General features: G+C 64.9%; 24 protein-coding genes and 1 pseudogene. 8 read left to right on the top strand and 17 right to left on the bottom strand.

Features of this window, described 5'->3' with window-relative positions:
* Window positions 1-94: 94 nt before the first annotated feature.
* The 7 genes from ACI3EV_RS01165 to gatC all read right to left on the bottom strand — a co-directional run bounded on the left by ACI3EV_RS01165 (window position 95) and on the right by gatC (window position 6,970).
* Window positions 95-550, bottom strand: a complete 456-nt coding sequence (locus tag ACI3EV_RS01165) for a DUF302 domain-containing protein (RefSeq protein ID WP_337691955.1) — start codon at window positions 548-550, stop codon at window positions 95-97.
* A gap of 21 nt (window positions 551-571) precedes the next feature.
* Window positions 572-1,549, bottom strand: a complete 978-nt coding sequence (gene gshB / locus ACI3EV_RS01160) for a glutathione synthase (protein WP_337691956.1) — start codon at window positions 1,547-1,549, stop codon at window positions 572-574.
* Between the two features lie 46 nt (window positions 1,550-1,595).
* Window positions 1,596-2,759, bottom strand: a complete 1,164-nt coding sequence (locus ACI3EV_RS01155; protein WP_329770752.1) for a benzoate/H(+) symporter BenE family transporter — start codon at window positions 2,757-2,759, stop codon at window positions 1,596-1,598.
* 82 nt (window positions 2,760-2,841) lie between these two features.
* Window positions 2,842-3,642, bottom strand: a complete 801-nt coding sequence (proC, locus tag ACI3EV_RS01150; protein WP_329770630.1) for a pyrroline-5-carboxylate reductase — start codon at window positions 3,640-3,642, stop codon at window positions 2,842-2,844.
* A 32-nt stretch (window positions 3,643-3,674) separates the two neighbouring features.
* On the bottom strand, window positions 3,675-5,129 hold the full coding sequence (gatB, locus tag ACI3EV_RS01145; RefSeq protein WP_329770629.1) for an Asp-tRNA(Asn)/Glu-tRNA(Gln) amidotransferase subunit GatB: 1,455 nt from the start codon (window positions 5,127-5,129) through the stop codon (window positions 3,675-3,677).
* A gap of 5 nt (window positions 5,130-5,134) precedes the next feature.
* Window positions 5,135-6,628, bottom strand: coding sequence for an Asp-tRNA(Asn)/Glu-tRNA(Gln) amidotransferase subunit GatA (gatA, locus tag ACI3EV_RS01140; protein ID WP_329770628.1), 1,494 nt, complete (start codon window positions 6,626-6,628; stop codon window positions 5,135-5,137).
* 39 nt (window positions 6,629-6,667) lie between these two features.
* On the bottom strand, window positions 6,668-6,970 hold the full coding sequence (gatC, locus tag ACI3EV_RS01135; RefSeq protein WP_329770627.1) for an Asp-tRNA(Asn)/Glu-tRNA(Gln) amidotransferase subunit GatC: 303 nt from the start codon (window positions 6,968-6,970) through the stop codon (window positions 6,668-6,670).
* A gap of 315 nt (window positions 6,971-7,285) precedes the next feature.
* Here gatC and ACI3EV_RS01130 point away from each other — a divergent pair, with 315 nt between their 5' ends.
* The 4 genes from ACI3EV_RS01130 to mrdA are packed head-to-tail and all read left to right on the top strand — an operon-like array spanning window position 7,286 to window position 12,105.
* Window positions 7,286-8,329, top strand: a complete 1,044-nt coding sequence (locus ACI3EV_RS01130) for a rod shape-determining protein (protein ID WP_329770626.1) — start codon at window positions 7,286-7,288, stop codon at window positions 8,327-8,329.
* A gap of 47 nt (window positions 8,330-8,376) precedes the next feature.
* On the top strand, window positions 8,377-9,306 hold the full coding sequence (mreC, locus tag ACI3EV_RS01125) for a rod shape-determining protein MreC (RefSeq protein WP_329770625.1): 930 nt from the start codon (window positions 8,377-8,379) through the stop codon (window positions 9,304-9,306).
* Window positions 9,303-9,821, top strand: coding sequence for a rod shape-determining protein MreD (mreD, locus tag ACI3EV_RS01120; RefSeq protein ID WP_329770624.1), 519 nt, complete (start codon window positions 9,303-9,305; stop codon window positions 9,819-9,821). Before mreC ends, mreD begins: the two co-directional genes overlap by 4 nt.
* A 13-nt stretch (window positions 9,822-9,834) precedes the next feature.
* Window positions 9,835-12,105: a penicillin-binding protein 2 gene (mrdA, locus tag ACI3EV_RS01115; RefSeq protein ID WP_337691957.1), complete on the top strand. Its 2,271-nt coding sequence runs from the start codon at window positions 9,835-9,837 to the stop codon at window positions 12,103-12,105.
* Between the two features lie 69 nt (window positions 12,106-12,174).
* On the opposite strand, the gene fabI is transcribed toward mrdA, so the two are convergent.
* Window positions 12,175-12,999, bottom strand: a complete 825-nt coding sequence (gene fabI / locus ACI3EV_RS01110) for an enoyl-ACP reductase FabI (RefSeq protein WP_329770622.1) — start codon at window positions 12,997-12,999, stop codon at window positions 12,175-12,177.
* A 232-nt stretch (window positions 13,000-13,231) separates the two neighbouring features.
* Here fabI and ACI3EV_RS01105 point away from each other — a divergent pair, with 232 nt between their 5' ends.
* Window positions 13,232-13,915 (top strand): hypothetical protein, encoded by a 684-nt coding sequence (locus ACI3EV_RS01105; RefSeq protein ID WP_018716178.1) that lies wholly within the window; start codon window positions 13,232-13,234, stop codon window positions 13,913-13,915.
* 98 nt (window positions 13,916-14,013) lie between these two features.
* Here the strand turns inward: ACI3EV_RS01105 and ACI3EV_RS01100 are convergent, their stop codons facing one another.
* The 6 genes and pseudogenes from ACI3EV_RS01100 to ACI3EV_RS01075 form a co-directional block, all read right to left on the bottom strand.
* Complete coding sequence (locus tag ACI3EV_RS01100) at window positions 14,014-14,835, bottom strand: OmpA family protein (RefSeq protein ID WP_018716177.1); 822 nt, start codon at window positions 14,833-14,835, stop codon at window positions 14,014-14,016.
* A gap of 77 nt (window positions 14,836-14,912) precedes the next feature.
* Window positions 14,913-15,584, bottom strand: coding sequence for a YadA-like family protein (locus ACI3EV_RS01095; RefSeq protein ID WP_329770621.1), 672 nt, complete (start codon window positions 15,582-15,584; stop codon window positions 14,913-14,915).
* Window positions 15,581-16,732, bottom strand: coding sequence for a hypothetical protein (locus ACI3EV_RS01090; protein ID WP_405198054.1), 1,152 nt, complete (start codon window positions 16,730-16,732; stop codon window positions 15,581-15,583). Before ACI3EV_RS01090 ends, ACI3EV_RS01095 begins: the two co-directional genes overlap by 4 nt.
* A gap of 363 nt (window positions 16,733-17,095) precedes the next feature.
* Window positions 17,096-17,173: pseudogene (locus ACI3EV_RS01085) on the bottom strand (hypothetical protein); the annotation flags it as partial.
* A gap of 445 nt (window positions 17,174-17,618) precedes the next feature.
* On the bottom strand, window positions 17,619-19,202 hold the full coding sequence (locus ACI3EV_RS01080) for an ESPR-type extended signal peptide-containing protein (protein ID WP_329770619.1): 1,584 nt from the start codon (window positions 19,200-19,202) through the stop codon (window positions 17,619-17,621).
* Between the two features lie 207 nt (window positions 19,203-19,409).
* Window positions 19,410-19,898, bottom strand: coding sequence for a MarR family transcriptional regulator (locus ACI3EV_RS01075; protein WP_329770618.1), 489 nt, complete (start codon window positions 19,896-19,898; stop codon window positions 19,410-19,412).
* 119 nt (window positions 19,899-20,017) lie between these two features.
* On the opposite strand from ACI3EV_RS01075, the gene recA reads away from it, so the two are divergent.
* Window positions 20,018-21,088: a recombinase RecA gene (recA, locus tag ACI3EV_RS01070; protein WP_018716136.1), complete on the top strand. Its 1,071-nt coding sequence runs from the start codon at window positions 20,018-20,020 to the stop codon at window positions 21,086-21,088.
* 32 nt (window positions 21,089-21,120) lie between these two features.
* A complete protein-coding gene (gene recX, locus ACI3EV_RS01065; protein ID WP_018716137.1) occupies window positions 21,121-21,645 on the top strand; it encodes a recombination regulator RecX in 525 nt (174 codons plus the stop codon).
* 23 nt (window positions 21,646-21,668) lie between these two features.
* Here the strand turns inward: recX and ACI3EV_RS01060 are convergent, their stop codons facing one another.
* The gene (locus ACI3EV_RS01060; RefSeq protein WP_337691958.1) at window positions 21,669-22,949 is read right to left on the bottom strand and encodes a glutamate-5-semialdehyde dehydrogenase; all 1,281 of its coding nucleotides are present in this window, start codon (window positions 22,947-22,949) and stop codon (window positions 21,669-21,671) included.
* 144 nt (window positions 22,950-23,093) lie between these two features.
* Here ACI3EV_RS01060 and ACI3EV_RS01055 point away from each other — a divergent pair, with 144 nt between their 5' ends.
* Window positions 23,094-24,503 (top strand): mechanosensitive ion channel family protein, encoded by a 1,410-nt coding sequence (locus ACI3EV_RS01055; protein ID WP_018716139.1) that lies wholly within the window; start codon window positions 23,094-23,096, stop codon window positions 24,501-24,503.
* Here the strand turns inward: ACI3EV_RS01055 and holA are convergent.
* Both holA and lptE read right to left on the bottom strand, forming a co-directional pair.
* Window positions 24,409-25,470, bottom strand: a complete 1,062-nt coding sequence (gene holA / locus ACI3EV_RS01050; RefSeq protein WP_337691959.1) for a DNA polymerase III subunit delta — start codon at window positions 25,468-25,470, stop codon at window positions 24,409-24,411. The two genes, ACI3EV_RS01055 and holA, sit on opposite strands and share 95 nt — an antisense overlap.
* Before the next feature lie 7 nt (window positions 25,471-25,477).
* Window positions 25,478-25,975, bottom strand: coding sequence for an LPS assembly lipoprotein LptE (gene lptE, locus ACI3EV_RS01045; RefSeq protein WP_018716141.1), 498 nt, complete (start codon window positions 25,973-25,975; stop codon window positions 25,478-25,480).
* Between the last annotated feature and the right edge of the window lie 10 nt (window positions 25,976-25,985).

Here is a 25,985-nt window from a genome sequence, read left to right as displayed (position 1 = left end):
CACCACCAAAGGCTACAAAATCCACACTGATATTGGGGATTCTGTCTGTATTCCTGGCACATGACAAGATTTGACCGAGTGTAACAGTGGGTTTTCAGAATACATCCGGCGGGCCGATCAGCAGGCGGTCCACCACGCGGCGCAGCAGGCCGTAGTGCAGCTGGCACAGGCGTTGCCAGTCCTCGCCAGCAGCGGCACCCGTCAAGGGATCCTGCAGTGCCACGCGCACCTGTCCGGGTGCCAGTTCACGCACGCTGGCTCGCAGCGGCAGCAGCACGCACAGGTCCGGATCGATCTGCCGCACCTGCTCCAGCACGCGCGGTGCGCAGACCGACAGCAGCACCTGGTTGCGGCGCGCTGCGGCATCGGACAGATCCTGCTCCTGCCAGATCTGCAAGTCCTCGGCCTCCAGCGCCTTGCGTACATCGCCGAGCGCGGCATGGAACGGCCGGTGCACCTCCACCGTCAGCGCAAAGGCCGGCCGGCACGCGCTCCCTGCATCGGCAGGCTGGCGCGCCGGCGAGGTCCGGCTGAGGAAAGGCCACACCATCTGCGCCTGCTCCGCCGGGACTCAGCCCTGCTGCAGGGCGCGCTCCAGCGCATCGATGAACAGCGCCGGCACGTTGCAACCCGTCTGGTCGTGGATTTCCTGGAAACAGGTCGGGCTGGTGACGTTGATCTCGGTCACCTTGGTGCCGATGATGTCCAGGCCAATCAGCAGCAAGCCACGCGGTGCCAGCGCCTCGCCAATCGCCAACGCCGTGGCACGGTCGGCATCGCTCAGCGGCTGCGCCACGCCCTTGCCGCCGGCGGCCAAGTTGCCGCGCACCTCGCCACCCTGCGGAATGCGCGCCAGACAGAACGGCACCGGCTCGCCGCCAATGATCAGCACGCGCTTGTCGCCCTCGGCGATTTCCGGCAGGAACTTCTGCACCATCACCGTGTTCTGGCCACCCTGATTCAGCGTGTCGATGATGCTGCCCAGGTTCAGGCCGTCGGCCTTGACGCGGAAAATGCCGGCACCGCCCATGCCGTCCAGCGGCTTCAGGATGATGTCCTGGTGCTCGGCATGGAAGGCGCGGATGTCGGCGGCGCGGCGCGTCACCAGCGTCGGCGCGATGAACTGCGGGAATTCGAGGATGGAGAGCTTTTCCGGCTGCTCGCGCAGTGCGCCCGGGCGGTTGAACACGCGTGCGCCCTCGCGGCCGGCCTGCGTCAGCAGGTGCGTGCAGTAGATGTATTCGGCATCGAAGGGCGGATCCTTGCGCATCAGCACGGCGTCAAAATCGCGCAGCGCGGCGACGCGGCGCTCGCTGCCCTGCTGCTCGGCGCGGAACCACTGCGGCTTCTCGCCGGTGAGCGTGATGTCGCGCACATCGGCTGTCACCAGCTGCTGGCCGGACTGGCTGTGCGCCACCCAGCTCAGGTCGGCCGGCTCGCACACGCTGATGCGGTAACCACGCGCCTGCGCCTCGCGCATCATGGCAAAGGTAGTGTCCTTGTAGATGACGAAGGATTCGATCGGGTCGGCAACAAACAGCAGGTGCATGGGGTTCCTTTCAGGCAATCTGACCCTGCACTTTACCCTGTTTGGCTCACACCCGTCGGCGCGGTACGCCTTCCTGCACCAGCAGTGCGACCATGCCGGCGACCACGCCCCAGAAGGCCGAACCGATGCCGAGCAGCTCGACGCCGCTGAGCGTGACCAGGAAGGTGATCACCGCCACTTCGCGATGACGTTCCGGGCCCAGGCCCGCCACCAGGCTGCTGGCAATCGTGGACAGCAGCGCCAGCCCGGCCACCGCCTGCACCAGTTGCAGCGGGAAGGCCGCCAGCAGGCCGGCCACCATCACGCCGCCAATGCCGATCACGATCATCAGCAGGCCCCAGACCACGGCTGCCATGTAGCGCCGCGTCGGGTCTTCATGCGCCTCGCGGCCCATGCAGATGCTGGCGGTGATGGCGCTGAAGTTGATCGCATAGCAGCCAAACGGCGCCAGCACCAGCGACACCATGCCGGTCAGCGTGATCAGCGGCGATACCGGCAGCGCATAGCCGGCAGCACGGAAGGCCGCCACGCCAGGCAGGTTCTGCGATGCCATGGTGACGACGAACAGCGGCAGCGCCATGCTGACAATCGCCTGCCAGTGGAAATCCGGCTCCATGAACACCGGCCGCGCCAGGCCAAAGGCCAGCGCCGAGGTATCGAGCATGCCGGTGAGCGCGGCCCAGGCGATGCCGGCGATCAGCGTCCAGAGCATGGCGTAGCGCGCGCTGAAACGTTTGCCCAGCAGATAGACCAGCAGCATGCAGAGCACCAGCCCCGGCGCCGTGGTGGCGGCACCAAAGGCCTGCATGGCAAAGCGTGCCAGCACGCCTGCCAGCAGTGCCGCTGCCACCGCCATCGGAATCCGGTCCATGATGCGCTCGAACCAGCCGCTGACGCCGCTGGCCACGATCAGCAGCGAGCTGACCATGAAGGCGCCCACCGCCTGGCTCAGCGTGAACTGGCCAGTGGCGGCAGCCGTGGCCAGCACCACCGCGCCCGGCGTGGACCAGGCCATCATCACCGGCTTGCGCAGCAGCAGCGAAGGCACCAGGCTGGTCAGGCCGCAGGCGATGCACAACGCCCAGATCCAGGACGCGGTTTCTTCGGTCGTCGCGCCCAGGCCATGCGCGGCCTGGAAGATGATGGCGACCGAGCTGGTAAAGCCGACCAGCGTGGCGACAAAACCGGCCACCCAGGCGGTGGTCGACATGTCGCGCGCCCAGTCACGCAGGGGAAGGGAAGGCAAGCGGAGCATGGGCAGGCGCTGGATCGGCAGGCAAGGGGGGACGGAATCAGCCCTGCAATTCGCGGTCGCGCGCGATGCAGGCGGCAATCGCCTGCTTGACCGCATGGCGGAAACCATGGGCATCGAGCGCATTCACGCCGGCAATCGTGGTGCCGCCGGGCGAGCAGACCCGGTCTTTCAACACCCCGGGGTGCTCGCCGGTGTCCAGCACCATGCGGGCCGATCCGGCCACAGCCTGGGCCGCGATGCGCTGGGCATCGGCGCGCAGCAGGCCGGCAGCGACGCCGGCATCGGCCATGGACTCGATCAGGATATCGATGAAGGCCGGCGAGCAGCTAGCCAGCGCCATGAAGGCGCTGAAGTCCTTCTCGCCAATCTGCACCACCTCGCCACAGGCCGCAAACAGCGACTTGACCAGTTCCAGCTCATCCGGCGTGACCGGCGCATTCGGCGCGATCGCCGTCATGCCCTGGCCGATCAGCGCCGGCGTGTTGGGCATCACGTGGAACAGTCTGGCCTCGCTGCCGTACATGGTTTCGAGGCGCTCCATCGTCATGCCGGCGGCAATCGATACCAGCAGCACGCCGGGCTTGAGCTGCGGACGGATCTCGGCCGCCAGATCGGCATATTGCTGCGGCTTGACGCCGAGGATGATGACATCGGCCTGCTGCACCGCCTCGGTGTTGCTGGCAGCCACCTGCACGCCCAGCTCGTCGGCCATGGACTGCGCATCGGCGGCGTTGAGCGAGGTGATGCGCACCTGCTGCGCCGGCACCAGGCCGGCACGCAGCACGCCGCTGAGGATGGCGCGGCCCATGTTGCCGCAGCCGAGAATCGTCAATTGCATGGACATCGCGTGTCTCCGTATCGATGCGGGGCTCAGCCCAGTTTCTGCTTCAGCAGCGCGTTGACCTGGCCCGGGTTGGCCTTGCCCTTGCTGGCCTTCATGACCTGGCCGACCAAGGCGTTGAAGGCCTTGTCCTTGCCCGCCTTGTATTGTTCGACGTTGCCCGGGTTGGCCGCGATCACCTCGTCGATGATGGCTTCCAGCGCGCCGGTATCGTTCATCTGCTTCAGGCCCTTGGCCTCGATCAGGGCATCGACTTCGTTGCCTTCACCGGTCCACAGCGCCTCGAACACCTGGCGGCCGGCGGCGTTGCTGATGGTGCTGTCGGCAATGCGCTGGATCAGCGCCGCCAGCTGCGTGGCAGATACCGGGCTTTGCGCGACCTCGATCTCGTCGGCATTCAGGCGGCGCGACAGCTCGCCCATGACCCAGTTGCTGCTCAGCTTGGGCTGGCCGCTGGCCTGCGCCACCTGCTCGAAGAAGGCCGCCATGTCGCGGCTCAGCGTCAGCTGGCTGGCATCGTATTCGGGCAGACCGTAATCATGGACAAAGCGCTCGGCCATCTGGCGCGGCAGTTCCGGCATGTCGGCCTGCACTTGCGCCACCCATTCAGGCGCAATCACCAGTGGCGGCAGGTCGGGATCGGGAAAATAGCGGTAATCGGCCGCATCTTCCTTGGTCCGCATGGCGCGCGTCTCGCCGGTGTCGGGATCGAACAGCACGGTAGCCTGCTGGATCTCGTAGCCGTCTTCCAGCTGCTCGATCTGCCAGCGGATCTCGTAATCGATCGCCTGCTGCATGAAGCGGAAGCTGTTGAGGTTCTTGATCTCGCGGCGCGTGCCCAGCGGCTCACCCGGCTTGCGCACGCTGACGTTGGCATCGCAGCGAAACGAGCCTTCCTGCATGTTGCCGTCACAGATGCCGATCCAGGTCACGATCTTGTGCAGCTCCTTGGCATAGGCCACGGCCTCCTCGGTGCTGCGCATGTCGGGCTCGGTCACGATTTCCAGCAGCGGCGTGCCGGCGCGGTTCAGGTCGATGCCGCTCTGGCCGATGAAATCCTCGTGCAGCGACTTGCCGGCATCTTCTTCCAGGTGGGCACGCACCAGGCGCACCGTCTTCTTCTCGTCACCAACGTAGAACGATACCTCGCCGCCCTGCACCACCGGAATCTCGAACTGGCTGATCTGGTAGCCCTTGGGCAGGTCCGGGTAGAAATAGTTCTTGCGCGCAAAAATGCTGCGCGGCGCGATATGCGAACCCACTGCCAGACCGAAGCGGATGGCGCGATCAACCACGGCACGGTTCATCACCGGCAGCGTGCCCGGCAGCGCCAGGCAGACGGCGCTGGCCTGGGTGTTGGGTTCGGCACCAAAGGCGATGCTGGTGCGACTGAAAATCTTGCTCTGGGTCGACAGCTGGGCATGCGTCTCGAAGCCGATCACGACTTCATAGCCCTGGACGAGTTGCGTTGTGCTCTTGCTCATGGTGCTCAGATTCCTTGCGGCGCGCGCTGATGCCAGTCGGTGGCTTGCTGGAAGCGGTGGGCGGCGTTCAGCAGGCGGCCTTCCTGCAGGTAGTTGCCAATCAACTGCAGACCAACCGGCATGCCGGCCTCGCCGAAACCGGCCGGCACGCTCATCGCCGGCAGGCCGGCCAGCGATGCCGACAGCGTGTAGATGTCGGCCAGGTAATCATCCAGCGGGCTCTTCTCGGCACCCAGCTTGCCGGCCACACGCGGGGCCACCGGGCCGGCGATCAGGTCGCACTGGGCAAACGCCTGCTGCAACTGCTCGGCCAGCAAGCGGCGGATCTGCTGTGCCTTCAGGTAGTAGGCATCGTAGTAGCCATGGCTCAGCACATAGGTGCCGGTCAGGATGCGGCGCTTGACCTCTTCACCAAAACCTTCTTCGCGTGTCTTCTCGTACATGTCGGTCAAATCACCGTACCGGGCAGCACGATGGCCGTAACGCACGCCATCGAAACGGCTCAAATTGCTGCTGGCTTCGGCCGGGGCAATGATGTAGTAGACCGGAATGCTCACCGGCACCAGCGGCAGGGAAATGTCCACCAGCTTCGCGCCCAGCTTTTCGTATTCCTTCAGCGCCTCCTGCACGGCGGCGCGCACGTCGTCGCTCAGGCCTTCGTCCATGAACTCGCGCGGCACGCCGATACGCAGGCCGTCGATGCTGTCGTTCAGCTTCAGGCTGTAATCCTCGACCGGCACATCAAGCGACGTGGCATCACGGTCGGCATCCACACCGCTCATGGCGCTCAGCAGCAGCGCGCAGTCCTCGGCCGTGTGTGCCATCGGGCCGGCCTGGTCCAGGCTGCTGGCGTAGGCAATCATGCCGTAGCGGCTGACGCGGCCATAGGTCGGCTTGATGCCGGTGACGCCACAGAACGAGGACGGCTGGCGGATCGAGCCGCCGGTATCGGAGCCGGTGGCACAGGGGGCCAGCTGCGCCGCCAGCGCCGCCGAGCTGCCGCCCGAGGAGCCACCCGGCACACGCGTCAGGTCCCAGGGGTTGAGCGTCTTGCCGAAGGCGGAGTTTTCGGTGCCCGCGCCCATGGCAAATTCGTCCATGTTCAGCTTGCCCAGCGTGACCATGCCGGCACCGGCATCCTGACCGCCCTGGTCCTGGTTGCCAAAGCCCAGGCGTGCCACCACGGTGGCGTCAAACGGGCTGCGGTAGCCTTCCAGCATCTTGCTGGCGGCGGTAGTCGGCCACTCGCGCGTGACGAACACGTCCTTGTGCGCGATCGGCACGCCGGTCAGCGGCGTGGCCTGGCCGGCGGCGATGCGCGCATCGGCCTGGGCTGCCTGCTGCAGCGTGGCATCGGCATCGATGCTCAGGTAGGCGTTGATATCGGCGCGGGCCTGGCTACGGGCCAGGAAATGCTGCGCCAGTTCGGTGGCACTGGCCTGGCCGCTCTGCAGCAGGCGGCCCAGTCCGGCCACGGTTTGGGTGTGGAATTCGCTCATGGTGGAAATCTGTTGCGGGTCTGTGGGAGGCACGCGGCCTTACTCGATCACCTTGGGCACCAGGAACAGGCCGTTCTCGACCGCCGGGGCGCTGCGCTGGTTGGCTTCGCGCTGGTTGGGTTCGCTGGCGACGTCGTCGCGCAGGCGCAGGGCCACTTCCTGCATCACGTCAGTCGGGTGTGCCAGCGGCTGCACGCCGGTGGTGTCCACCTCCTGCATGGCACCGACCACGGTGTCGAAAAACTGGTTGAGATGATCCTGCAGGCGCGGGCTTTCCTCGGCGGTCAGCGACAGCCGGGACAGCTTGGCAATGGAGGCGATATTTTCTGCGGTAAGGGACATGGAGCAATCTCTTGTCGGATGAACGCCACGCCAGTGCCGGGCAGCTGCTGCAGGGCTGATGGTGCAATGCAACAAAAGGGCTTGACCGGACGCCAAAAGTGACGTTCGGATACTGACGCAATACGGCGGATAAGGTATTATCCTAGGTTTGGAACCGGTCTGCGAATGGCCGTGCGCAATGCCGTTGCCAACGTCCTGTCCAAGACGATCGCCATGGTGCCCGCAGCGCCCGCATCCCCTTCCCGAAACAGACACTTCCCCCATATGCAGCGCCGCCGCAGGCATCTCTTGCGACGGGCTTGAAGGATCCTACCCATGTTTTCTGGTTTCCGCCGGTACTTCTCGACTGACCTGGCCATCGACCTCGGCACCGCCAACACCCTGATCTGCACCCGTGACAAGGGCATCGTCCTGGACGAGCCCTCCGTCGTGGCGATCCGCCACGAAGGCGGCCCCAACGGCCGCAAGGTGATCCAGGCCGTCGGCCGTGACGCCAAGGCGATGCTTGGCAAGGTGCCCGGCAACATCGACGCGATCCGCCCGATGAAGGACGGCGTGATCGCCGATTTCGTCGTCACCGAGCAGATGATCAAGCAGTTCATCAAGATGGTGCATCCGCGCTCGGTGCTGCGCCCCAGCCCGCGCATCATTGTCTGCGTGCCCTGCGGCTCGACCCAGGTCGAGAAGCGCGCCATCCGTGACGCGGCCCTTGGCGCCGGCGCCAGCGACGTGTTCCTGATCGAGGAGCCCATGGCCGCCGCCATCGGTGCCGGCCTGCCGGTGTCCGAAGCCAGCGGCTCGATGGTGGTCGACATCGGCGGCGGTACCACCGAAGTCGGCGTGATCAGCCTGGGCGGCATGGTCTACAAGGGCAGCGTGCGCGTCGGTGGCGACCGTTTCGACGACGCCATCATCAACTACATCCGCCGCAACTACGGCATGCTGATCGGCGAGCAGACCGCCGAGGCGATCAAGAAGGAAATCGGTTCTGCCTTCCCCGGCTCCGAAGTCAAGGAGATGGAAGTCAAGGGCCGTAACCTGTCCGAAGGCGTGCCGCGCAGCTTCACCATCAGCAGCAACGAGATCCTCGAGGCGCTGAGCGAGCCGCTCAACCAGATCGTCAGCGCCGTCAAGACCGCGCTGGAGCAGACCCCGCCCGAACTGGGTGCCGACATTGCCGACCGCGGCATGATGCTGACCGGCGGTGGCGCCCTGCTGCGTGACCTGGATCGCCTGCTGGCCGAAGAAACCGGCCTGCCGGTGCTGGTGGCCGAAGACCCGCTGTCCTGCGTGGTGCGCGGCTGCGGCATCGCGCTGGAGCGCATGGACCGCCTCGGCAGCATCTTCACCGACGACTGAGTTCTGTCGGAGCCGGCTGCACGCCGGTTCTGCCAGATACGCCTGCCATGGCCCTGGACACCCTGGAACGCAGCACGCCCCGCCTGTTCCATCGCGGGCCGTCTCCCCTGACCCAACTGGGCATCGCCGCCATCGTGGCGGTGTTCCTGATGCTGGCCGACAGCCGCTTTCAGGTGGGCAATTCGGCGCGATCGGTGCTGGCCACCGTGCTGGCGCCGCTGCAGTGGCTGAGCGCGCAACCGGTGAAATCGGTCAACCTGATGGGCGATTACGTCACCACGCTGGACAGCGCGCGCCAGAGCCAGGAGCAGGCCGCCCTGCTGATTGCACAGCAGGCACTCAAGGCCCAGCGCGCCGAGCTGCTGCAGCGTGAAAACGAACAACTGCGCCAGATGCTCAGCCTGCAGCAGGCGCTGCCGATCCAGGCACGCGCCGCCGAGATCGTCTATATCGCGCCCGATCCGTTCACGCGCAAGGTCGTCATCAACAAGGGCAGCGCCCAGGGCGTGGCACTGGGCTCGCCGGTGATCGACTCCACCGGCCTGCTCGGCCAGACGATCCGCGTGTTCCCGCTCAGCAGCGAAGTCTCGCTGATCGACAACCCCGAGTATTCCGTGCCCATCCTCAACACGCGCAGCGGCCAGCGTGGCCTGGCCTTTGGCGATGGCGAAGCTTCCCAAGCCGGCATGCTGGAAGTGCGCTTTGTCTCGCACAATGCCGATTTCCAGGTCGGTGACGTGCTCACCACCAGCGGCAGCGGCGGCATCTACCCGGCCGGCCTGCCGGTCGGTACCGTGACCGTGGTCGAACGCCAGAGCAGCACCTCGTTCTCGCGCGTGCAGGTGCAGCCTTCGGCACGCCCGCTGGCGCTCGGCTATGTGCTGGTGCTGGATCCGCAACCGGTGGTGCAGCAGGAGGCCGCCGCAGCCGCGGCTGATGCCGCCAGCCAGCCGGCATCGACAGGGAGCGCGCCATGAGCCTGCACCGCACCGAGCAGCTGCTGCTGCCCGTCAAGCCCTGGTTCATCGTCGGCAGCCTGTTCGTGGCGCTGCTGCTGAACCTGCTGCCGTTTGGCCGCACGCCCTGGGTGCCCGACATCCTGCTGCTGGTGCTGGCCTTCTGGGTATTGCAGCAGCCGCTGTTCGTCGGCGTGACGATCGCCTTCCTGTGCGGGCTGGTGATGGACGTGCACCACACGACCTTGCTCGGCATGCACGCGCTGGCCTACAGCATCGTGGCCTGCCTGATGCACCTGTCGCGCCGCCACCTGCAATGGTTCTCGCCCTGGTCGCAGATGCTGCAGGTGTTCGGCATCCTGCTGCTGGGCCATGGCTGCCTGTGGCTGCTGCGCCTGATTGCCGGTGGCGATTTTCCCGGCTGGTCGCTGTTGCTGGCGCCGGTGATCGAGGCCGTGCTGTGGCCCTTCATCAGCCTGCTGCTGCTGGCACCGCAGCGCCTCGCGCCCGACCGCGACCTGACGCGTCCACTGTGAGCCGCCTGTGGCCATGATGTCCGGACTGCATTCCGCCAGTGATATCCGCAACGCCGAGGCGCAGCAGAGCGCCTTCCGGCTGCGCCTGCTGGCCATGGGCGCGCTGGTGCTGATCTGCTTCAGCCTGCTGGTCTGGCGCTGGAGCGTGCTGCAGATCGCGCGCCACGACACCTACCTGGAACAGGCCGAACGCAACCGCACCGCCCTGCTGCCGATCGTGCCCAGCCGCGGCCAGATCATGGACCGCAACGGCATCGTGCTGGCGACCAACTACTCGGCCTACACGCTGGAGCTGACGCCCAGCAAGATCGATGACGTGGACGAGACGATTGATGCGCTGGCCGAGATCATCCCGATTTCCGATGCCGATCGGCGCCGCTTCAAGCGCTTGCGCCAGGACAGCCGCAGCTTCGAGGCAGTGCCGCTGCGCAGCCGCCTGAGCGAGGAAGAAATCGCGCGCTTCTCGGCACAGCGCTACCGTTTTCCGGGCGTGGCCATCAATGCCCGGCTCTACCGCTACTACCCGTACACCGAAGCCGGCAGCCATCTGATCGGCTATATCGGCCGCATCAACCAGCGCGAGAAGGAACGCATCGAGGACAGCGACCTGGCCGACAACTACAAGGGCACCGAGCATATCGGCAAGCTCGGCGTGGAGCAGGCCTACGAGGAGCAGCTGCACGGCACCTCCGGCCGCGAGCAGATGGAAACCACCGCCGGCGGCTTTGTCGTGCGCCGGCTCGCCAGCACCCCGTCCACGCCGGGACAGAACGTGATCCTGTCGGTCGACATCAAGCTGCAGATGATGGTGGAGCAGCTGTTCGGCAAGCGCCGTGGCGCGCTGGTGGCGATCGATCCGCGTGACGGCCAGGTGCTGGCACTGGTCAGCGCCCCGACCTTCGATCCCAACCTGTTTGTCGACGGCATCGACCACGAGAGCTGGAATGCGCTGAACAATTCGCCGGACACGCCCTTGCTGAACCGCGCGATCCGCGGCACCTACCCGCCCGGCTCCACCTACAAGCCCTTCATGGCGCTGGCGGCACTGGAAACCGGCACCCGCACCGCCGGCACCACGATCCACGATCCCGGCTACTACATGTTCGGCAGCCACCGCTTCCGCAGCGGCCATGCGCTGGGCAGCGTCAACCTGCACCGCAGCATCGTCAAGTCGAGCAACGTCTACTATTACTCGCTGGCGCACGAGATGGGCGTGCAGAAGATCCATGATTTCATGGCACCGCTCGGCTTTGGCCAGTCCTCCGGCATCGACATACGCGGCGAGACGCGCGGCATCCTGCCCAGCCCCGAGTGGAAGCGCAACACCTACAAGCGCGCGGCCCAGCAGAAGTGGTTGGCCGGCGAGACGATTTCGCTCGGCATTGGCCAGGGCTACAACAGCTTCACCATGCTGCAGCTGGCGAATGCGCTGGCGACGCTGGTGAACGGCGGCCACAAGTACGAGCCGCGCGTGGTGCAATCGCTGCAGGATCCGGAAACGCGCCAGCTGCACACGCCGGAGCGGGACCCGGCGCAGGACCTGGGCTACCAGCCCGAGCACATCACCATGGTCAAGAACGGCATGGTGGGCGTGACGCTGGAAGGTACCGGCCGCGGCGTGTTTGCCGGTGCCGGCTACCTGAGCGGCGGCAAGACCGGTACTGCCCAGGCGGTATCGATTGCGCAGGGCCAGCGCTACAACGCGGCCGCACTGGCCGAGCGCAAGCGTGACCACTCGCTCTACGTGGCGTTTGCGCCGGCCGACAATCCGACGATTGCCGTGGCCGTGATCGTGGAAAACGCCGGTTTTGGTGCCACCGCCGCAGCCCCGATCGCGCGCCGCGTGCTCGACTACTGGCTGATGGGCCAATACCCGAACGAAGCCGATATCGCCGCCACCTCGGTCGGCCGCAGCAGCCGCCCGATGGGCACGCCGCTGCGCGTGGCCGACATGCCCTGGCCCCCCAAGGGCACGGCGATGCTGACGCAGAACGGCAACGGCCTGCCGATGGCGGTGCGCAGCACCGAGGCCATGGCGAGCGCGCCGTTGCCAGCCGCTACCGTTGCCAATGTCGCCCCGGCAGCGGCCACTACGCCGGCCTCTGCGGCTTCGTCGCCGGCTTCTGCCGCGGCAACCCTAGCACCGGCCAGCAGTCCCTACCTGCCGGCACCGGCGGGTGCGCTGTACCAGATCTTCCAGCCACGTCCGCCAGCGAGCGCCGCTTCCGGCGCGGCTGCCGCCAGCACACCGCAATCACCGACCAGCCCCGCCACGCGGCGCTGAATCCGGCCTTCCGGAAACAACAAGGGCGCGCTGTTGCCAGCGCGCCCTTGTCATGCAAGCCGACGGGAATCAGGCCTTGATGTTGTGGCCACCGTCCACATAGACCACGCTGCCGGTCTGGCCGCTACCGGCCAGGGTGCACAGCTGGGCAGCGGCATAACCGACTTCTTCCAGCGTCACCAGGCGACCCAGCGGGGCGCGCGTCACGGCGTCCTCGATCAGGGCGTCAAACTCGTTGATGCCGGAGGAGGCGCGGGTACGCATCGGGCCGGGAGACACGGCGTTGACGCGGATGTTCTGCTCGCCCAGCTCGTTGGCCAAGTAGCGCACGGTGCACTCCAGCGCCGCCTTGACCGGGCCCATCAGGCCGTAGTTGTCCACCACTTCCTGGGCACCATGGTAGCTCATGGAAATCAGCTGGCCACCATCTGTCATCAGCGGGACCGCCAGCTTGGCGGTGCGGATGAAGGAGTGGCAGGAAATGTCCATGGCCTGCAGGAAGCCGTCGGCCGAACTGTCCACCAGCGGACCGTGCAGGTCCTGTGCCGGGGCAAAGGCAATCGAGTGCACCACGGCATCCAGCTTGCCCCACTGCTGGCGCACGGTCTCGAACACCGCCTCCAGCGAGCCTTCCTGGCGCAGGTCCATCGGCATGAACAGCTCGGGCGCCACGCCCAGCTGCTCGGCCAGCGGCTGCACATGCGGCTTGGCCTTGTCATTCAGGTAGGTCAGCGCCAGCTCGGCACCCAGGCTGCGCATGGCAGCGGCACAGCCGTAGGCGATGGAGCTGGCATTGGCCACGCCCAGGATCAGGATGCGCTTGCCATCCAGACGCACGGCGGCCGGGTTGAACAGGGTCTCTTCGAGGGAGGTGGGCAGGTCGTGGAGGTTCATGGTGTTCTTCTTCAATTTTGTTGCAACGCAGCAATCTTACTCCCTATGACGTTACGGAAGGATGACGCGCCGCAGCAATTTGTGAACGGTCGTGATATTTGCCACTGATGCGCCCATCCTGCAGACAGATTGCACGCTTGGCACTACAGCCATGTCCGCCCTTGTCTGACACCGGCATGCGCCCTGGCCATTTAGGCTGAAGTCATGGTTCAACACGAGAAGGAGACACGCCATGACGACCTATACCCTGCGCCAAGTCCGCCCGCTGCTGACCCCTGATGAACTGAGCCTGTTCCAGGACAGCCGCCGCCAGTCGATCGGCCAGCTGAGTGTCCAGCAGCTGCGCAAGGCGATTGACCGTAGCCGCAGCCTGCGCGACAAGTACCGTGACCTGTATCGCCGCCAGACGGTGGAAACCCGGACCAGCCGCACCGCCGAAGGCAAGACGGCACGCTCCCAGCACGGTGGTGAAAACGCCCGCACACAACTCAAGTCCGACGTGCTGGCCGATGTGCTGCAGCGTTTCCAGCTGCGCCTGGACAAGGTGACCGAAACCGCTGGCAAGGTGATGGGCAAGAAGTCCGGAGCCAAACGCAAGCAGACCCGCCAGGCCGCTGCCGATGACAGTCCGGCCATGGACATCGAAACCCTGAAGCAGGATGTGCGCGATGCCCTGGCGGCCTCACGCGAGGCGCACGACAACCCGCTGCACGATGCCATGGAGCAGCACACCGATATCAGCGGCAAGGCCAGTGCCCAGGCGCATGGCGCGATGCCGACCGACATCCAGCCGGCAGCCTTGCGCCAGAACGTGCTGAAGCAGGATCCGGTCAACATGAAGATCCACGCCTCGGCACGCGGACGTGGCAAGGCGTATCAGGCGCATTCTGACAAGCGCGGCGAAGACAACAGCTGATCATCGGGCGCAGCAGCGCCCGCCCGGCTCCTCGCCCATGAAAAAACCGCATGCAGTACATGCATGCGGTTTCCCTTCATCCGGCGAGGGGATAACGATCAGCGCGCGCCACTGATCTCCACATCAACGCGGCGGTTCGACTGCAGGCAGGCGACCAGTGCTGCGCGCGCGGTATCGGTACACTGCACCACCGGCTGGCTTTCGCCCATGCCTGCGGCAGAGATGTTGGCCGCGGGCACGCCCTGATCGACCAGATAGCGACGCACGGTTTCTGCACGACGCTGCGACAGCGCCAGGTTGTAGGCATCGCTGCCCAGTCGGTCGGTATGGCCCACCACGCGCATGTGCGAGTTGCTGTCCAGCTGGCGCAGCTCACCGGCCAGGCGGTCCAGTTCGGAGCGGCCACCCGGCAGCATGTCAGCCAGTGCCGAACCGTCAAAACGGAACAGCGTATCGCCCTTCAGGCTGATCACGTGCGACTTGGCCGGCGCTGCCAGCGGCTGGCCATTCACGAAGCGTGCGCAATCCTCCGGGGCCCAGTAGAAGGACTGGCCCTTCATGTCCTTGTCGAAGATCACCTTGTACTGGCAGATCGTGACTGGACCATGCGGCACTTCGCGGAACTTCATCACGTAGTCCCATTCGCGCGCGCCCAGGGTCTCGCGGAAGTGCGGACGCCCGATCAGGTAGTACAGGTCATCCTTGGTGACGCCATTGCTGATCTTGCGCAGGTTTTCCACGTTCGGGAAGATGCCTTCGTGGATGCCCGAGGTCTTGTCGATGTCAGGGAAGATAATCTCGTCGGCCTGGCCCTGGTCATTCACGCCACGGCTCACGGTGGAGGTACAGGCGGCCAGTCCGGCGGCCGCTACCACGGTCAGCAGTGCGCCCGTCAGGCGGCCCAGTGTGTGCTTGTTCATGTTCTTTGCTCCAGATTGAATGTATTGAATCCATGATCCGGGTCGGCGTCACGCGGCAGGCGTGACGCCGGATCCCGTCAGCGCCACTGGTAGAGCGCACCTACGCCGGCACCCAGGTGCCCTTGCGTGTTGGTCGACAGGTTGCCCTTGAAGATCCACTTGCCGTTGTCCGACATGCCGGAGACACCCACCGCCATGCTGGACTGGCCATGGTAGGTACCACCGGCTACAGCCACGCCCTTGGCACCCGGCATCGTCACCTGCGGGATCGAGGCCGTAGCAATGGCATTGGCGACGCCGGCATAGGTATCCTTGGCGACGCCGTTGATCTGGTCACCCAGATTGCTGATCTTCTGATCGACGGCAAACAACTGGGAGCCATTGACGGCCTGCGTGCTGGTCGCGCTGACTTCGCCTGGAGCCACGTTGTTGATCGTGTTGCCGCCCATGTTCACCGTGGCACCTTTCTGCACCGTCAGGTGATCGCCCACGGTAGTTCCGCCCTGCAAGGTCACTTCGCCGGTAAAGGTCGGGTTGTCCACCACGTTCACCTGCAGCTGCTTGTCGCGCAGCGACACCGTGGTGTTCTTGCCATCGATCACGTTGACAGTGTCATTGCCAGCGATATGGCTGCTGGTACCACCATTGGCCTGCAGGTTCCAGCCCGGATTGACAGTCAGGTCCACTGCCTGCAGCGCGTCGTTGACCGTGGTGTAGGTCTTGCCTCCCACATTCAGGCCCGCATTCACGGTGTTGGTCGTGGCGTTGTAGGTGCTAGCACGTTGGCGATGTTCTGGCCAGTCTGGTGCAGCTGGCTGCCATTCACGGCCTGCTTGCTGTCAGCCGACAGGGTCGCCGGTGCCACGTTGTTGATCGTGACGCCGCTGCTGGTATCGCCATTCGGGCCGACCAGCGTCACCTGGCTGGTGCTGGTGAACGGATCTGCCGCGGGCGTGTTGCCACCGGCTGCGGTGTTGGTCGTGGTGTACTGCAGCGCAGACGGAGCAGCCGAGACCGTCACCTTGGACGTGCCGGTGGCATCCTGCGTTACATCCACACGCGTGCTGGTGTTACCTGCAACAAAGTCCACGCGCTTGCCTGGGGCCACGTTGCCGACCTTGCCAGCGGCATTGCCGATGTCCCAGCCGGCATTGGCCACAGCCGCCACGTCCTTCAGCTGGCCGTAGTTGACGGCATCGGTATCTGCCACGCCGGCCTTGACGTTGCTGATGGTGGTGCCGGCTGCATTGATGCCGCCCTGGGTCACGCTCGGGCCACCATTGATCTCCAGGCCGTTGCTGGTGACCTTGGTGTTGCCTGCGGTCAGGCCCTCGTTGTTGATGACGGTGCCGCCGGCATTCACGCTGTCAACGTTCAGGTTGTTGGCCAGATTGAAGGTCGCCGTGTTGCCGATATTGCTGATCAGGATGTTGCCATCGATGTTGGTCAGCTGCACGGTATCGCCGGGCTTGACGTTGCTGGCGGTACCCGTGTCAGTGGCCAGGTTCCAGCCCTTGTTGGCGATCTGCTGCACGCTGTTGAGCTGGCTGACGTTGACCGCATCGGTCGCCGCCGTGCCGGCCGTCACGCCAGTGATCTTGCCACCGCCGTCGGCGTTGATGGTCACATTGCCAAACTTGGGCGAATCCGCCATTTGCAGCTGGATCGCGCCCGTTGCAGAATCGGTCACCGTCTTCAGGTTGGTGCCGCTATAGCTGCCTGCCGCCGATGCCAGGCCGCGGATCGCCAGCGTCTGGCCCAGATCACGGTGCTCCGTGCTGCCCTCGTTGCCACTGAAGTTCAGGCCATCTGTCTTCAGCTGGTTCAGCTGGCTGACGTTCACGGCATCGGTATCATCGGTGCCCTTGGCTACGTTGACGATCTTGTTGCCGGCCATGTCGGCACCCTGGTTGAAAGTTGCCGTGTTGTTCACCACCAGCGGGCCGTTCAGCGTTGTGCCGCCCGTCACTGTCAACGGACCACCGACATTCACCGCTCCCGTGGTGGTCAGCGTCGTGGCCTGCACGTTCGAGAACACCGGGTTATCTGCCATCTGCACCTGAATCTGGCCAGTCGCCTTATCGGCAAACGTCTGCACGTTCTTGGCCGTGTACGGTCCGGCTACTGCGGCATCAGCCGACAGGCCTGCCGCCACCTGAGTCGTCGCGCCAATGATGGGCAGCGTGCCACCCAGATCCTTGTGCACGATATTGGTGCCGGCGGCATCAGTGAAGTTCAGGCCAGTCGTGACCAGCTTGTCGGCCGTCGCATACAGCTGGCTGCCGTTGATGGCATCGGTGCTGGTGGCACTGATTTCACCCGCAGCGACGTTCTGGATGCGGCGCTCCTCGCCGGCTGCGCCAACCGACACCGCACCCACGCTGGTCTTACCGGCAAAGCCGCCGTAGGTGATGCCTTGCACCGTGGCCGTATCCACGGTCCCGGTCAGGCCCCCTGTCGTGGTGGTGCCAGCCGTATAGGTACGGGTAAGGTTGGCCGTACCTATGCCGCTGGCCGTACTGGCCGTGCTGTTGTCACCCAGATAGACCGAGTTCTCGGCCGTCTTGCCGTAGGGAACGGGTGTCGCGCCAGCAGTAGCCGAGTTATTGACGTTGCTGCCAAGAACATATGTGTTGCTGGAGTTGACAACGTTATTGTTGCCCAGGATGAACGCGTTCGGTGCCGCACTGGTGATCGCGTTGTTATTGCCGATCCCGTAGCTGCTGTCAGCGTCGATGTAGGTCGGGTCGCCGATGGCACCGGAGTTGTGGCCAGTGACCACGTTACCCGTGCCAATGCTGATCGACTGGTTGCCCAGCGCCTGCGCGCCCTTGCCAATGGCGACCGCTAGTGGTGCCTGCCACGGACATGGTGCCCAGGGCGATTGAGTCGTTGCCGACCGCCACCGCTTTCTGGCCTAGCGCCACTGCCCGATCAACGGTCAACGGTGCGGTCCCCGCCGCCATATTTGCACCGCTACCCAACGCAAGGTTGTCGCTGCCAATAGTGTTGGCACCCGCACCCTTGCCAATTGCGGTGTTGTAATTGCCAGTCGTGTTTCGTGCGGAGTTTTCACCAATGGCAATATTGCCGTCGCCAGTCAGGTGCGAGCCCGCATTGAAGCCATACGATGAATTGTTGTTGCCAATTGCGCCTTCGCCTGCGAATTCGCCTACACCAACGTTGCGATCTCCCTTAACAAACCAACCACTGAACAAACCCAGGCCGACGTTCGAACTGCCGACTGTACTTCTGCCGGCAAGTTGACCGACAAACACATTGACGTCGCCGGTGGATGGGCTCCCTGCGCCATTTCCAATGAAAATGCTATGGCCTGGTCCTGGCATGTAGTGGGAGTACCCGGTAGGAGCCGCATTGACGTTCGAACCGGCGTTCATGCCGATTGCGACGCTCTCTCCAGCCACCTGGTTTCGGACATTGGTGGTATCGGCAAACAAATTGCTGCCTGTCCCGTTGCTGCCGATGGCAACGTTGGTCCCCGTCCCATAGATCGTGTTACCCACTTTCCAGCCAAGCGCCAGGTTGACATGGGAATGTGTGTCCATGCCGGACTGCGACCCCACTGTCGTCGAACCAACGCCGCCGGCTAGCGAGCTGGTACCGATCGCCACGCTGCTATGCGGCTGGAGGTTGTCGATCGCATAGGTCTTTGCACCATAGCCAATTGCCGTCGAACTGGTTGCTGCGGTGATTGCCCCAAAGCCGATCGCAACCGATTTCTCGCCATTACCGACAGAACTCGGGTTGGACGGAAACGCCAGCTGGGTCTCGGCACCTCGTCCCAACGCGAGCGAGCCGTTCGTGTTTGCGGATGCCCCGTCGCCTATGGCGACTGCAGTGCCGCCGGAAGCCATCGCATTGACGCCGGCGGCTACCGAGTTCACGCCACTGGCACCATCGTTGTTGTAGTTGCCCTGAGGCACGCCGCCATCGTTGACGCTGTAGTAGTGCGTCTGCCCTGCAGCAATCGCCTGGTTGGTCGCCACGGCACTATCACCAGCCGCATTCGCCGCCTTGCCAATGGCGATCGCGCTGGCACCGGAAGCCGATGTCGTGCCGCCATTGGTCCTGTCTGGATCACATAGCAGGCTGCTCGCGCCGGTACCGATCTCGCACTTGACGACCGGTTGCGCTTGCACCGTCAACGGCAGCACAGCCGACAAAGCCACAACCATTGCCGACAGCAGCATCCACTTGCGCCCACCACCTGTGTCTTCCGGCGTCGACAAGCCCAAGACCGACCGGACCGCCTTGTGGCTCTTCTTGCCACGCGCCGACTCTATTTCCGAAACTGCGACCCAAGCGCCCAGCGCCTCATTCCAGACCGATTTATACGACTTGTTCATGTCTCCACCTCATCATTGACAAAGCAACCAATGCAGCATGTTGCATGCATCTATTTACATAAAAAAGTTATATAACCCCTGCAATCTTTTGCATCTCTTAACCAAGCTAGTCGGTTAAGTCTCAAGTGTGAAAAATGTCACAGTACAGACAGTTATCTCATTCTGATCTCCCCATTCTCCTGAACAACAGTCCCTGACAGGCCTAGCTTACTGGTTGTACACCTCCAGCCCCAGCGCCACCACCGTCGCCACCTCCGTCCCCACCGCCTCACGAAATTCACGCTCTGCCTGCGCCACGGCGCGCTCAAAACCACCCAACCAGGCCAGACCCTGCGGCGTGAACACGATCAGGCGCGCACGCGCATCGCGCGGATCGGGCCCGCGCTGCACGATGCCCCAGGCCTCGCACTGGTCCACCAGGGCCGCCATGGCCTGCTTGCGCATGCCGGCAGCCTCGGCCAGCTCGGTCAGCCGGTTGCCTTGCAAGGACAAATGCCGCGTGATGTGCACATGTGCCGCACTCACCTGCTGCCGCGCTGCCAAGTTGGACAGCGCCAGCGGCACTTCGGGATCGTGTGCCATCAGCTGCAGCACGCGTGCATCAAAGCGGCGCAAGGCTTCGCCGAGCAGGCGGCCCAGATGGCTGGCGCGCCAATCGCCCGTGGTATAGCGTGGTTCCTGCAGATAGTTAGTCATGCAAACTGCCCTTTAATCATGATTTTTTGATTCTACCCTCGCCTATACTCCTGCTCATGCATACATGCTGTATGTTTTGACATATAATACTTTTCACCTCATTTAACCAGGAGCATTCCATGAGCACGATTGATCAGGCAGAAAAGGCAAAAGCACTGCAAGCCGCACTGGCGCAGATCGAAAAGCAGTTCGGCAAGGGCACCATCATGCGCCTGGGCGAAGGCGAGCCCGTGCAGGACATCCAGACTGTCAGCACCGGTTCGCTCGGCCTGGACGTGGCGCTGGGTGTCGGCGGCCTGCCGCGCGGCCGCGTGATCGAGGTCTACGGCCCGGAATCTTCCGGCAAGACCACGCTCACCCTGCAGGTCATCGCCGAAATGCAGAAGGTCGGTGGCACCTGCGCCTTCGTCGATGCCGAACACGCGCTGGACGTGCAATACGCGCAAAAGCTCGGCGTGCAGCTGCATGAGCTGCTGATCAGCCAGCCCGATACCGGCGAGCAGGCGCTCGAGATCGTGGACAGCCTGGTGCGCAGCGGCGCGGTCGACCTGATCGTGATCGACTCGGTCGCCGCCCTCACGCCCAAGGCCGAAATCGAAGGCGACATGGGCGACCAGCTGCCCGGCCTGCAGGCACGCCTGATGAGCCAGGCGCTGCGCAAGCTCACCGCCACCATCAAGAAGACCAACTGCATGGTCATCTTCATCAACCAGATCCGCATGAAGATCGGCGTCATGTTCGGCAGCCCGGAAACCACCACCGGCGGCAACGCGCTCAAGTTCTACTCCAGCGTGCGCATGGACATCCGCCGCGTCGGCACCATCAAGAAGGGGGACGAAGTCGTCGGCAGCGAAACCAAGGTCAAGGTGGTCAAGAACAAGGTCGCGCCGCCATTCAAGGAAGCCCGTTTCGACATCCTGTACGGCACCGGCATCAGCCGCGAAGGCGAGATCATCGACATGGCGGTCGAGGCACGCATCGTCAACAAGGCCGGTGCCTGGTATTCCTACAACGACGAGAAGATCGGCCAGGGCCGCGACAACACGCGCGAGTTCCTGCGCGAGAACCCGGCGCTGGCACGCGAGATCGAGAACAAGGTGCGCGAACACCTGGGCATCAGCGGCATGGCGTCCGTCGCTACGAGCAGCGACACCGTGGATGGCGACATCACCGACGATGTCGAGGCCTGATCGCAGCCAGTCGTGGCGGGAGCGCTGCTGACATGCGCCCCGTCACCCTCTCGCTCAAGGGCAAGGCGCTGGCGCTGCTGGCAGCGCGCGATTATTCGCGTGCCGAGATGGAGCGCAAGCTGCTGCACTGGCTGGAACTGCGCGCCCGCGCCCATGCCGACGCGTTGACCGAAGCCGAACTCCAGCCCCCGGAAGCCGGCCTGGAGCCGGCAGAGCGTCTGGCCGCCATCCACGCCGTGCTGGACGAGATGCAGCACAAGCAGTTCCAGTCCGACGAGCGCGCCGCGCAATCGCTGGTCTATCGCCGTGCCGGCAAGCTCGGTACGGCACGCATCGCGCAGGAGCTGCGCCGCAAGGGCCTGGACGACAGCACCATTGAACAGGCGCTGGACACGCTCGAAGGCACGGAACTGGAACGTGCGCGCGAAGTCTGGCAGCGCAAGTTCAGCCAGCCGCCCGCCACGCCGCAGGAACGTGCGAAGCAGATGCGCTTTCTCGCCAGCCGCGGCTTTGGCGGCGATGTGGTGCGGCAGGTGCTGCGCGGCAGCGAGGACTAGGCCCCGGCTGCCGCTGGCAGCACTCAGTTCCGCACTTCGCCCTGCCCCAGCACCACGTACTTGAGCGAGGTCAGGCCTTCGATGCCGACCGGGCCACGCGCGTGGAACTTGTCGGTGCTGATGCCGATTTCGGCACCCAGACCGTATTCGAAGCCGTCAGCAAAACGCGTACTGGCGTTGACCATCACGCTGCTGGAGTCCACCTCGCGCAGGAAGCGCTGGGCGTGGATGTGATCGGTGGTGAGGATCGCTTCGGTGTGCTGCGAGGAATAGCGGTTGATATGCGCAATCGCCTCGTCCAGCCCGCCCACGACCTTGATGCTGATCACTGCTGCCAGATACTCGGTGCCCCAGTCCTCTTCGCTGGCGTCCACCAGTTGCGCCTGCGGCAGCGCGGCTGCCAGAATCGCGCGCGATGCGGCATCGCAGCGCATTTCCACGCCCTTGTCCTGATAGATGCGGCCAATGCGCGGGAGGAAATCAGCTGCCACGGCCTCGGCCACCAGCAGGCTTTCGGTCGCGTTGCAGGGGCTGTATTTCTGCGTCTTGGCGTTATCGGCCACCTTGACCGCCATGTCCAGATCGCAGGGATCATCCACGTAAGTGTGGCAGTTGCCATCCAGGTGCTTGATCACTGGCACCTTGGCCTCGGCGCTGATGCGTTCGATCAGGCTCTTGCCGCCACGCGGGATGATCACGTCCACGTACTCGGGCATGGCGATCAGGCGGCCCACCGCGACTCGATCGGTAGTCGGCACCATCTGCACCGCATCAGCCGGCAGGCCAGCCGCCTGCAGCGCCTGTGCCACCAGCGCCGCCAGTGCCAGGTTGGAATCGATCGCCTCGCTGCCGCCGCGCAGGATGCAGGCGTTGCCGCTCTTGATGCTCAGGCTGGCAGCCTCGATGGTGACGTTGGGACGGCTCTCGAAAATCATTCCGAACACGCCAATCGGCACGCGCATCTGGCCAACGCGGATGCCGCTGGGCTGCTCCTGCATGCCGCTGATGGTGCCAATCGCGTCCGGCATGGCGGCCAGCTGCAGGCAGCCTTCCTGCAGGGTCTCGATCACTTTCGGCGTCAGGCGCAGGCGGTCCACCATCGGCGCGCTCAGGCCGTTCTGCTCGGCGCGCGCGATGTCTTTTGCATTCGCATCGGCCAGTTGCGCGCCGGCCTCGCCCAGCAGGCGTGCCAGTTCGCGCAAGGCGGTGTTCTTGTGGGCGGCGCTGGCGCGCGCCATCAGGGTGGAGGCAGCGCGGGCGCGTTCGCCCATCTGCTGCATCAGGACATGCACATCGGTACTCATGACGCTTGGAATCCGGAATAACAGGGAGGCTGCCAGCCCATCCGGCAACCTGGCCACAGGGGCCCATCCCTCCATGATAAGCTGCATGACGCATTTCCGTTAACGATCCCGGCCGGCAGCCCCGGCTGTCGCACCTGTTTGCCCATGCCTGAACGCATCGACCTCAACCTGCAGGACAGCCTGCAGGTCCTGCTGCAACAGCTCACCCTGGCCCTGCCGGCCTCCTGGCCACCCGGCCTGCGCATGTTCACGCTGTTTGCCGGCCTGATGACGCTGGCCATCGGGCTGCGCCTGTTGCTGGAGTTCGCTCTGCTGACCTTGCGCCGCCAGGTCATGGGCCGGCTGCAGAACCTGTCCGCCGGCGTGCATGTGGTGCTGGACGAGCGCGTGCTGCGCCGCGCCGCCCGTGTGCCAGGGCCGCTGCTGGTGCAGATCGGCATGCAGCTGTCGCCGTTTTCCAGTGGCACCGTATTCACGCTGATGTCCAGCGTGCTGTCCGCGCTGGCGGTCTGGTACGTGGTGCGCGTGCTACTCGCCCTGCTGGATGCGCTGCTGGCCTATCAGTCGCTGCACACCATGACTTCGCCGCGCCAGCAGCTGTCGCTCAAGAGCTATGTGCAGCTGGCCAAGCTGCTGCTGACCATGGGCGGCCTGATCGTGGTGGTGGCGGTGCTGATCGACCGCTCGCCGCTGCTGCTGCTCTCCGGTCTGGGTGCCTTGTCCGCCGTGCTGATGCTGGTGTTCAAGGACACCATCCTGTCCTTCATCGCCGGCATGCAGCTGGCCAACAACGACCTGCTGCGCGTGGGCGACTGGATCGACATGCCGCAGGCCGGTGCCGATGGCGAGGTGGTGGACATGATGCTGCACACGGTCAAGGTGCAGAACTGGGACAAGACCATCATCACGATCCCGACCTGGCGCCTGATGTCGGAAAGCTACCGCAACTGGCGCGGCATGCGCGATTCGGGCGGCCGCCGCATCAAGCGCACGATTCCGGTCGATGCCACCTCGGTGCAGTTCCTGAACGACGAGCAGCGCACCCGGCTGCACCGCTTGCACCTGCTACGCGGCTACCTGCACGAAAAGGAAGTGGCGATTGCCGACGAGAACCAGCGTCGGCTGGAGCAGCTGCCCAAGGAGGCCGCCGGCGACCCGGCCAACCTGCGCCGGCTGACCAACCTCGGCACCTTCCGCGCCTATGTGCTGAGCTATCTGGAAAACCACCCGGAAATCCGCCAGGACATGCTGCGCATGGTGCGCATCATGGACCCGTCGCCGCATGGCATTCCGGTGGAGATCTACTGCTTTACCAACACCATTGTCTGGACCGAGTACGAGCGCATCCAGGGCGACCTGTTCGACCATGTGCTGGCGCAGCTGCCGGAGTTCGGCCTGCGCCTGTACCAGCAGCCGACCGGCTTTGACATGCGCCAGCTGCGACCAGAGGCCTGGATGTTCAGCGCGGACGCGCCTCGGCCGCCTGACGGCACAGCTGCAAGGCCAGGCGCTGCAGCGCCTGCCAGCTATCCACCGGCCAATCCGGGCTCTTGATCCCTTTCACGATGCCGTCCACCACGTGGGCGGCATGCAGCAGGCCGGCCAACGAAGTCGCCGTCATGCGCGGCGCCACGCGCTCGAACAGGCGCTCGCGCATGCCCCAGATGCGCTGTTCGCGCAGCGCCATCGGCAGCGGCTTGCCCTGGTCCAGCGCCTCGCGCACACGCTCGAGCGCGCGGATGTCCTCGGCCAGCGCGTAGTGCACCAGCACCTCGCTTTCACCTTCGGCCTGCAGCCCGTCCATCATGCGCTGCACGCGCTCGAACTGGCCAGCCAGCACTGCCTCGCTCAGCTTGAACACGTCGTAACGCGCCACGTTGAGCACGGCCGCCTCGATCTGCTGCGCGCTGAGCTCGCCATGCGGATAGAGCAAGCCGAGTTTCTGCACCTCCTGGTGCGCCGCCAGCAGGTTGCCCTCGACGCGGTCGGCAAAGAAGCGCAGCGCATGCTCGCCCTCGGCGCCGGCCGCCACATGCTGGCCTTGCAGGCGCAGGCGCTGGGCAATCCATTGCGGCAGCGCATTGCGCTCCACGCTTTCCACCGGCACGGTGACGCCCTGGTTTTCCAGCGCGACAAACCAGGCCGATGCCTTCGTCTGCTTGTCCAGCCGCGGCAGCGTCACGATCACCAACGTGCCGTCATTGCCCTGCGCCGATTCGGCGACCTGCTGCAGCGCCTGCGAGCCCTCCTTGCCGGGCTTGCCGCCAGGCACATGGATCTCGACGATCTGGCGATCGGCAAACAGCGACAGCGATTGCGTCGCCGCCACCACTTCGCCCCAGTCGTAGTTCGCGCCCTGCACCGTGTGCGAGGTGCGCTCGGTGTAACCGGACTGGCGCGCCGTGGCGCGGATGGCATCGACCGCCTCCTGCACCAGCAAGGGCTCATTGCCGTGCACGGTGTAAAGCGAACGCAAGCCCTGTTTCAGGTGGGCGGCCAGATGGTCAGCGTAAATCTGCATGCAGCAATCAGCGGGGTTCTTGTACGGCGTCGAGGCGGCGCAGGATCTGGCGCGCGGCGTCGATACGCATGTCTCGGTACAGGCCCTGGATCTCGGCGACCTTGGACAGCTGGTAGGTTTCGCTGTAGTTGATATCACGTACCAGGCGGATGGTGGCCGGTGCCATCAGCGTGCGGCCCTGGCGATCCACGGCATCAAAGGTGACGGCCAGCCCCAGCGTCACTTCCTGCGCCAGACCGCTGGAGGTAATCACTTCGGTGCTCTGGCTCGGCTGGTCCTGCAGGATGCGCAGCACCACATCGGCGCTCTCGGCACTGCTGGCCAGTTGCGCCTGCTGGTGGCCCAGCATGCGCCGCACGAAGTGGTTGACCGTATCGCGCTCGGCCGGTGCCACGTAGATGGCACCAAAAGCGTAATCGGCCTTGCCGCGCAGACGGAAGCCGCAGGCGCCCAGCAGGCTGCTGGCGCCCAGTGCCGTGATGGCCAGAATCTGTCTGCGCTGCATGCCGTTCTCC

This window comes from Allobrachymonas wangyanguii (assembly GCF_045055315.1).
In the GTDB taxonomy this organism is placed as follows: domain Bacteria; phylum Pseudomonadota; class Gammaproteobacteria; order Burkholderiales; family Burkholderiaceae_C; genus Brachymonas; species Brachymonas wangyanguii.
The sequence above is the reverse complement of the archived record's forward strand: the minus strand, read 5'-3'. Positions and strand labels throughout refer to the sequence as shown.